At 49.3% G+C, this 6,627-nt stretch carries 10 protein-coding genes and 1 other RNA gene; 8 read left to right on the plus strand and 3 right to left on the minus strand.

The features are described from left to right. Positions 1-10: 10 nt before the first annotated feature. Together ACFQNF_RS06020 and ACFQNF_RS06025 are read right to left on the minus strand one after the other, a co-directional pair. A complete protein-coding gene (locus tag ACFQNF_RS06020; RefSeq protein WP_380186905.1) occupies positions 11-916 on the minus strand; it encodes a Tim44 domain-containing protein in 906 nt (301 codons plus the stop codon). Positions 917-1,134: 218 nt separating this feature from the next. Beyond that, on the minus strand, positions 1,135-1,491 hold the full coding sequence (locus tag ACFQNF_RS06025; RefSeq protein WP_380186906.1) for a dihydroneopterin aldolase: 357 nt from the start codon (positions 1,489-1,491) through the stop codon (positions 1,135-1,137). Between the two features lie 81 nt (positions 1,492-1,572). Between ACFQNF_RS06025 and plsY the strand changes: the two genes are divergently transcribed. After that, positions 1,573-2,193 carry a glycerol-3-phosphate 1-O-acyltransferase PlsY gene (gene plsY / locus ACFQNF_RS06030; RefSeq protein ID WP_046353269.1) on the plus strand — a complete coding sequence of 207 codons (621 nt, stop codon included), beginning with the start codon at positions 1,573-1,575 and terminating at the stop codon, positions 2,191-2,193. Positions 2,194-2,252: 59 nt separating this feature from the next. Here the strand turns inward: plsY and smpB are convergent, their stop codons facing one another. After that, positions 2,253-2,708 carry an SsrA-binding protein SmpB gene (gene smpB / locus ACFQNF_RS06035; protein WP_380186909.1) on the minus strand — a complete coding sequence of 152 codons (456 nt, stop codon included), beginning with the start codon at positions 2,706-2,708 and terminating at the stop codon, positions 2,253-2,255. 63 nt (positions 2,709-2,771) lie between these two features. Here smpB and ACFQNF_RS06040 point away from each other — a divergent pair, with 63 nt between their 5' ends. The 7 genes from ACFQNF_RS06040 to ACFQNF_RS06070 form a co-directional block, all read left to right on the plus strand. Continuing rightward, complete coding sequence (locus tag ACFQNF_RS06040; protein ID WP_380186911.1) at positions 2,772-3,749, plus strand: asparaginase domain-containing protein; 978 nt, start codon at positions 2,772-2,774, stop codon at positions 3,747-3,749. 52 nt (positions 3,750-3,801) lie between these two features. Beyond that, an RNA gene (ffs, locus tag ACFQNF_RS06045) (signal recognition particle sRNA small type) lies at positions 3,802-3,899 on the plus strand. A gap of 337 nt (positions 3,900-4,236) precedes the next feature. Continuing rightward, on the plus strand, positions 4,237-4,788 hold the full coding sequence (locus ACFQNF_RS06050) for a septation protein A (protein ID WP_046353266.1): 552 nt from the start codon (positions 4,237-4,239) through the stop codon (positions 4,786-4,788). Then, positions 4,785-5,087 (plus strand): YciI family protein, encoded by a 303-nt coding sequence (locus ACFQNF_RS06055; RefSeq protein ID WP_465262205.1) that lies wholly within the window; start codon positions 4,785-4,787, stop codon positions 5,085-5,087. Before ACFQNF_RS06050 ends, ACFQNF_RS06055 begins: the two co-directional genes overlap by 4 nt. After that, positions 5,044-5,355 (plus strand): BolA family protein, encoded by a 312-nt coding sequence (locus tag ACFQNF_RS06060; protein WP_380186914.1) that lies wholly within the window; start codon positions 5,044-5,046, stop codon positions 5,353-5,355. The genes ACFQNF_RS06055 and ACFQNF_RS06060 overlap by 44 nt, the downstream gene beginning before the upstream one ends. A gap of 49 nt (positions 5,356-5,404) precedes the next feature. After that, entirely contained in the window at positions 5,405-6,187 is a 783-nt protein-coding gene (locus ACFQNF_RS06065; RefSeq protein ID WP_046353264.1) for a peptidylprolyl isomerase, read from the plus strand. A 214-nt stretch (positions 6,188-6,401) separates the two neighbouring features. Continuing rightward, a partial coding sequence (locus tag ACFQNF_RS06070) for a transposase (protein ID WP_380186916.1) occupies positions 6,402-6,627 on the plus strand: 226 nt, incomplete at its 3' end.

A 6,627-nucleotide genomic window follows, 5' to 3' on the forward strand; every position in this document is an offset into this window, starting at 1 on the left:
CTCTACACTATTACAGCTGCTGGATACCTGCCACCATCCAGCGTGGGTCGCCATTAATTGGGCGTACAAAATGCCAGATTTCCTGGAATTCCACAGGTGCCGAATGAAGTGATTCACTCACTTTGCCGTAGAAGCGCACGCTGGAAACCATGCGGCCTTCTTCGGTGGCGCAATCAACAAGCTCGGTATTGAGCTCTGGAAACTCGGCTGGCTCTTCATTGCCGGAGATTTCCTGGCTTAGCTCATTAAAGAGCTCAGGTGTTAAGTACTTGCGCATTTCATTCACTTGCTCGGCCGAATGCAGGGTTTGCATATGCATAAAGCTGCCCCGTGCTTGGCGAAGAAAAGCGGCTGTTTCTGTGCCATCAGGCAGGCGAGTGATGCCTGAAGCCGATGGAGCTGCTGCCATATTGCTAGCCTGATCGCCCATACGGAACACACGATCTTGCTGAAGAGGCTGGTTTTGCATGTTGCTAGGCATGCCCGCAAATGCAGGGGCATTCGCTGTAGCCGCTGCAGCTTCTTTGCGGCGACGAATCATGCGCATAGCAAAGTAACCGCCCGCGCCCAGTAGCAGTAACAATCCCCATGGAAAGCCGCCACCAGATGATTCAGATGTGCCTGATGCATTGTTAGAGTTCAGCAAATTGCCAAGCAGGTAACCACCTAGTGCACCAGCAGCTACGCCACCCAGAATCGAGCCCATGCCACTTCGCTGTGGCTGTGGGGCGACTTGCCCAGGCTGTTGTGCAGGTGCGACGTTGCGTTGAGGAGGCGGAGCGGCCGGGCGCGTATTCTGGCTACGCTGCATGCCGCTTGAGCGGCCACCACCAACTCGTTTTGCTTCAGCGATGCCGCTGGCAAAGAGTGAGGCGGTAAGTAGTGTAACCATGAGAGTGCGGCTAAATTGGCTCATGCCAAGTCCTTGCGGTGAATAATTCAATACATGCTTAGTGAGGCTGAAGTGTAAGAAGTTCAAGTCATTGTGTAAAAAAATGCAGGATGACTTGATGATGAACATCGGCGTGGCAGATATTTTGGCGCAGCCGGGTAGAAAACGCGCGTTTTGCGGCGCTGAAATCTACACAAGCTGCTTTTGGAGTGCACTGCCTATGAGGCAATGTTGTAGACGATTTAAGCGCGGTGGCCACGCTCAATGGTGACGCCAACCCGGCCAACTTCGTGCAAGATGCCGAGTTTTGTGACGGATACCTTAGCCCAAGGCGCGCCAAAGTCTTGCATAATCAGCTGTGCAATATGCTCGGCAAGTGCTTCAAGCAGCAAAAAGTGGCGCTCTTCAAGCACTTTGCGGATGTGTTTGACCACCGCATCGTAATCGATCGTATCGACCAAATCATCGCTGGCACAGGCGCGTGTAGAAGGGATGCCAATTTCCAAATCAAGCTCTACAACTTGTGGCGCAACGCGCTCCCAGTCGTACCAGCCAATAAGGGTGCGCGCACGCACTTCGTGTAAATAGATAATGTCCATGATGGGGTGACTTAATGGGTTTTACCCAGCAGCGGTCATTTAGCTTAAAATCGGAAGCTTACGATTGTAGTGGATTTAGGTATGACACCGTTAATTCTAATTTTAGTAAGCTACCTGATCGGCTCTCTTTCTTTTGCCGTGATTGTCTCTAAAGCCAGTGGCTTGGCCGATCCGCGCAGTTATGGCTCGGGCAACCCGGGTGCCACAAATGTTTTGCGTAGCGGCAATAAAAAAGCGGCTTTGCTCACTTTATTGGGCGATGCACTCAAAGGCTGGCTGGCGATCGTGCTGGCGCAAGTTGCCGCTTCTTATCTGGGCTTGGGGCCGGAAGTCATTGCTATGGCTGCTGTAGCCGTGACGGTGGGTCATATGTGGCCGGTCTTTTTTAGCTTTAAAGGTGGCAAAGGCGTGGCCACGGCGGCGGGTATTTTACTGGCCTTGGATTGGCGTGTCGGTTTATTAACGCTGCTGCTCTGGCTGGTGGTAGCCAAGGGAATGAAGATTTCTTCTTTAGCGGCACTTTTAGCCGCTCTGCTTGCACCTGTGCTGGCTTGGATCTGGTTGCCATCTTCTGCACAAATTACGGCGGTTGTGGTGATTTCGCTACTATTAATCTGGCGTCATGAAAGAAATATTCGAGATTTGCTAACTGGTAAGGAAGGCAGTATCGGTGAAAAGGCGAGTGGGGCCAGCAAAGAGTAGGCAGCTAAAAGGGCAGTAAACTGCCCTTTTAGCTGAATAGATCATCGCGATAGGCGAGATTAGCTGTATTTATTATTGGCACGAACAATCTGCGCTTTCTCGCGCACCCATTCGCGATCTTTTTCGGTGTTGCGTTTATCGTGCTGCTTTTTACCCTTGGCTAAACCGATATCCAGTTTAATAAAGCCATTTTTAAAATGCATATTGAGCGCAGCCACTGTGTAGCCAGCACGTTCAACTTTGATCGACAGTTTTTCGATCTCGCGTTGATTAAGTAATAATTTACGCAGCCGGGTAGGCTCTGGCAGTACATGGCTTGATGCGCTGGTGAGTGGTGAGATGTGCGCGCCCATCAGCCAGAAGTCGCCCCGCAGATACACCACGTAAGATTCTTTGAGCTGCACACGGCCAGCACGGATTGATTTGACTTCCCAGCCTTGTAGCATAAGGCCCGCTTCAAAACGTTCTTCGATAAAGAAGTCGTGAAAGGCCTTTTTATTATCGACGATCGACATCGCAATGGGTCCGGTTTTGTTTCACTAAACCTTGATTCTAACACTTTACGGAGTAAGTCATAGATGCAGAGAATTCGCGTCATTTATACCGGTGGCACCATTGGCATGTTGCAAAGTGCGGATGGCTATGCGCCCGCGCCCGATTATTTGCAGCAGCAGTTGCAAAATCTCTATCCCGGCCTATCTGTGCTGGAATATTCCCCGCTGCTTGATTCCAGTGAAATGACGCCTGCGTTATGGAATCGCATCGCGGCTGATATTGCTGTGGATTACGATGACTACGATGGCTTTGTCGTGCTGCATGGTACGGACACCATGGCTTATACCGCTGCAGCACTGTCTTATATGTTAGAAAATCTGGCTAAGCCGGTGGTGGTCACCGGCTCGCAAATCCCGTGGTGCGAGCCGGGTAATGATGCGGTAGAGCATGTTGCTGCAGCCTTGGCATTGGCGAGCACGCCTGATTTTTGCGAAGTGGCGGTGGTTTTTGCAGGGCTGTGCCTGCGTGGTAATCGGGTGCGCAAAGTCGATTGCGATGGCATGGCGGCTTTTGCCTCGCCCAATCTGCCCGCCTTAGGGCAATGGACAGCAGGGCGCTGGGCGATGTCAGTTTCTATCCCTAAGCTCACAAAGCCAAGCAAATCGTTCCACTTGCAGCCGGTGGCAGAAAATGCCCGCATTGTGGCGGCAAAACTGGCACCGGGCTTTAGTGCCCAGTGGCTAGCGTCGTCTTTGTCTGATTTAGATGGTGTGGTGCTAGAAACCTTTGGTGCAGGCAATGCTGGAAGCCAGCCCGCTTTGATGGCTGCCTTGGCCAAGCAAAGCTTGGTGGTGAATTGCACGCCGTGTTTGCAAGGCTCAGTAAAAATGGGCCGTTACGCGGTAAGCGGCAGCTTGGCGGCGATGGGCGTGCTCGATGGCGCGGATATGACGCCCGAGGCGGCGCTGGCTAAACTTTATTACGCACAGGCGAAGGGGGCGAATAGAGCGGAGCGGGCTGAAATCTTTATTGATTCGCATTATGGAGACCGCACAGGGTGATTTTTATTGGCGTTTTTACAGAGGCGTGCTATAGTGCGGCCCTGTGTTCGACGGCGGGTCTCCCCGCATAGCTAGAAGGTGAACTTGGTCAGGTCCGGAAGGAAGCAGCCACAGCTTTTGATGCTAGTGCCGGGGGTTAGGCTCGCCACCTCCCCATTCTAAAGTTTTGCTATTCTGAGCAAGGCTGATCTAAATTCCACTTATATCTTATTTGTTGAGCGATGAAATGCAATGCATTCATCGCCAAAAATCGTTTTGCTATTTGCTGGCTTAAATCACTGTCTGCATCTCTTCCCCTGCTTGATCCAAATCAATACGTGGCAAGGGGGATTACACGAGAATGGTTGCCACGCGAGCTTGATGCTTCGTGTATCTCCAGTGGTAAATTTTGCGCCGCGCACTGTCGCGGCGCCTTTTTTTGTCTGCATTTACTTGTTTTCATAAAAATGGGTCAGCATAATGCGGCATCTCTCTGTTGATGATGCCAATGAAAGCCCTTTTCGACCTCCTCTCCGTTATCCTGTTTTTTGTAACTTACTCCATCACGAAGAGTATTTATGCTGCAACCGGCGTGGCAATTGCGACTACAACGGCGCAAGTGGCCTGGTCATGGTTTAAATACCGCAAAGTTGATGGCATGCTCTGGTTAAGTTTTGGCTTGATTTCTGTACTAGGTGGCGCAACCTTATTACTCCACAACAAAGCCTTTATTTTGTGGAAGCCCACCGTGCTGTACTGGGTGTTTGCCGTTATTTTGTGTGGCTCTCGTTACTTGCGGGGCAAAAACCTGATGCAAAGCCTGATGGGCCCACAAATGAACTTGCCTGCTAAATTATGGGATAAGGTTAATTTAGCTTGGGTTACATTCTTTGTTAGCATGGGGGTTCTTAATCTCTATGTTGCCTTTAACTTTACTGAAGATCAGTGGGTTAATTTTAAGATGTTTGGTACATTGGCGCTGACACTGGTATTTGTGCTGCTGCAAGCATTGGTGCTTTCACGGTATCTTACTGATGATTCGGGAAAAGAGGAGTCTTGATGCTTTATGCAATTATTGCTAATAACTATCCCGATTGCGCTGCCGCACGTTTGGCGAGCCGTCCGGCGCATCTGGCTAGGCTAGAGCAGCTGAAAGAAGCGGGGCGCTTGGTGCTTGCCGGGCCTTTTCCTGCAATTGATGCTGTGGACCCTGGGCCAGCCGGTTTTTCGGGTAGTTTAATTGTTGCAGAATTTGATTCGCAGCTGGCAGCACAAGCTTGGGCTGACAGCGATCCTTATGTAAAAGCAGGGGTTTATGAAAATGTCATTGCAAAACCCTTTCTCCAAGTCCTCCCCTAGCGTTATGATTACTGAAGAAATACACTCACGGCTTGCCGTATTACAGCCAGAGTATGTTGATGTTTACGATGATAGTGCTTCACATGCAGGTCACGCAGGCAGCGTGGCAGGTGGCGGGCATTATGATTTAACCATCGTATCCGCACAGTTTGCAGGCAAAAACACCTTGGCTCGTCATCGTATGGTGATGGCTTTATTTACCGATTTGATCCCGCACCCTATCCACGCGCTCAGTATTAAAAAAACACTGACGCCGGACGAGTTGTAAAATTGACTGAACCTAAGCTCTACTGACTTTAAGATCAAAGGACTAACACATGCGTCAACCAAACCGTATTGCTCTTGCTCTCGCTGCTTGCTTCTTATCTGCTTCATTTGCCGCAACAGCTGCAAATGTAGCCACCGTTAACGGCGTTGCTATTCCTGATAGCAAGGTTGACTTCTTTCTGAAGCAAGTTGCTGAACGCGGCCAGAAAGATAGCCCAGAATTACGTGCACGCATCAAGGAAGAGTTGATTCGTAACGAAGTACTGTTCCAAGAAGCGCAAAAGAAAGGCGTGGAAAAAAACGCAGAAGTACAGCAACGCCTTGATATGGCTAAGCAACAGATTCTGGTTGGTGCTTACGTGAATGACTACGCTAAAGCAAACCCAGTGAGTGATGCTGATCTGAAAAAAGAATTTGATAAAATCAAAGTTAACTTCAGCGGCAAAGAATACAAAGCCCGTCATATTCTGGTTAAAACAGAAGAAGAAGCAAAAGCAGTTTTGGCTGACCTGAAAAAAGGTAAGAAGTTTGAAGATATCGCTAAGGCGAAATCCGCAGACAAAGGCAGTGCTGTAAATGGTGGCGATCTGGGCTGGTCTACTCCTGCTAACTACGTAAAAGAATTTGGTGAAGCGTTGGCCAAACTGCCTAAAGGCAAAATCTCTGATCCAGTGAAGACCCAGTTTGGCTGGCATGTGATTAAGCTGGATGACCAGCGCGAAGCGAAAGGTCCTTCATTTGAAGAAGTAAAACCAGAGTTGACTCGTGAGCTGCAAGGCCAGCGTGTACAAAAAATGGTTGAAGAATTACGTGCTAAAGCAAAAGTTGAGTAATCCGCTTTCTGCATAAAAAAGCCCCGCTAAAGAAATGGCGGGGCTTTTTTGTGGGCGGTATATGAATAAGCACTATTTATTTAAGGTTTATGAAGGATTTTTACAGTACTTGATCTGAAGTTTAAGCGGTTAGTAGTGTCATCAAATGGTAATCCCCCCACAAAACCAGCTCATTTTTAAGTAGAATTTTCTCGCAGTCTTTGAGGAGCTCTACATGAAAACAGCACGTTATTCCGATAGCCAGATTATGGCGATTTTAAAGCAAGCTGAAGCCGGTTCGACCGTTCCTGATCTCTGCCGAGAGCACGGTATGAGCTCTGCCTCTTTCTACAAGTGGCGTGCTAAGTTTGGCGGCATGGACGTTTCCATGATGACGCGGATGAAAGAGCTAGAAGATGAAAACAAGCGTCTTAAAAAGATGTATATCGAAGCCCAGATGC

It is taken from the genome of Iodobacter arcticus (assembly GCF_042664895.1).
Lineage (GTDB): Bacteria > Pseudomonadota > Gammaproteobacteria > Burkholderiales > Chitinibacteraceae > Iodobacter > Iodobacter arcticus.

Coding starts and splice junctions, on each gene's coding strand:
- ACFQNF_RS06040 (WP_380186911.1), top strand. CDS start 2,772: ATGCAGAGAATTCGCGTCATTTATACCGGTGGCACCATTGGCATGTTG.
- ACFQNF_RS06025 (WP_380186906.1), bottom strand. CDS start 1,491: ATGGACATTATCTATTTACACGAAGTGCGTGCGCGCACCCTTATTGGC.
- ACFQNF_RS06060 (WP_380186914.1), top strand. CDS start 5,044: ATGAAAATGTCATTGCAAAACCCTTTCTCCAAGTCCTCCCCTAGCGTT.
- ACFQNF_RS06020 (WP_380186905.1), bottom strand. CDS start 916: ATGAGCCAATTTAGCCGCACTCTCATGGTTACACTACTTACCGCCTCA.
- plsY (WP_046353269.1), top strand. CDS start 1,573: ATGACACCGTTAATTCTAATTTTAGTAAGCTACCTGATCGGCTCTCTT.
- smpB (WP_380186909.1), bottom strand. CDS start 2,708: ATGTCGATCGTCGATAATAAAAAGGCCTTTCACGACTTCTTTATCGAA.
- ACFQNF_RS06050 (WP_046353266.1), top strand. CDS start 4,237: ATGAAAGCCCTTTTCGACCTCCTCTCCGTTATCCTGTTTTTTGTAACT.
- ACFQNF_RS06065 (WP_046353264.1), top strand. CDS start 5,405: ATGCGTCAACCAAACCGTATTGCTCTTGCTCTCGCTGCTTGCTTCTTA.